Genomic DNA, 598 nt, shown 5'->3' with positions numbered 1-598 from the left:
GGAAGGGGCGGATTTCGCCGGGTTCACCGTGGTGCGGCTGTTGGGCAGCGGCGGGATGGGTGAGGTCTATTTGGCTCGACATCCGCGGTTGCCCCGGCTGGAAGCGCTGAAGGTTTTGCGCGCCGATGTCTCCGCCGACTCAAGTTTTCGAGAGCGGTTCATTCGAGAGGCCGACTTAGCGTCGTCGCTGTGGCATCCGCACATCGTTGAGGTGTATGACCGCGGCGAATTCGAGGGTGATCTGTGGATCGCGATGCGCTACGTCGACGGGTTCGATACCCGTCGAGTGCTCCGGGAAAGCTGTCCGTCCGGAATGCCAGCTGCCGACGTGTGCACCGTAATCGCCGGCGTCGCCAGCGCGCTGGATTATGCCCACCAGAAAGGCTTGCTGCACCGCGATGTCAAGCCGGCCAATATCCTGCTGACCCGTCCAGCGGGTGGAAGGCAACGTATCTTGTTGACCGACTTCGGTATTGCACGCAATCGGGACGAGATCAGTGGTCTCACACAGACAAATATGACGGTCGGTACAGCAGCCTATGCGGCGCCCGAACAGTTGTTGGGCGGCCACATCGATGGACGGGCCGATCAGTACGCG

Annotated in this window: 1 protein-coding gene; it reads left to right on the top strand. The window is 61.5% G+C overall.

All coding sequences use genetic code 11. The annotated features are described in order from the left end of the window. Positions 1 to 598, top strand: a 598-nt coding sequence (locus A5736_RS24830; RefSeq protein WP_139333543.1) for a serine/threonine-protein kinase, incomplete at both ends; no start/stop codon positions are given.

Origin of the sequence: Mycobacterium sp. SP-6446 (assembly GCF_001954045.1) — a bacterium.
Classification (GTDB): domain Bacteria; phylum Actinomycetota; class Actinomycetes; order Mycobacteriales; family Mycobacteriaceae; genus Mycobacterium.
The sequence above is the reverse complement of the archived record's forward strand: the minus strand, read 5'-3'. Positions and strand labels throughout refer to the sequence as shown.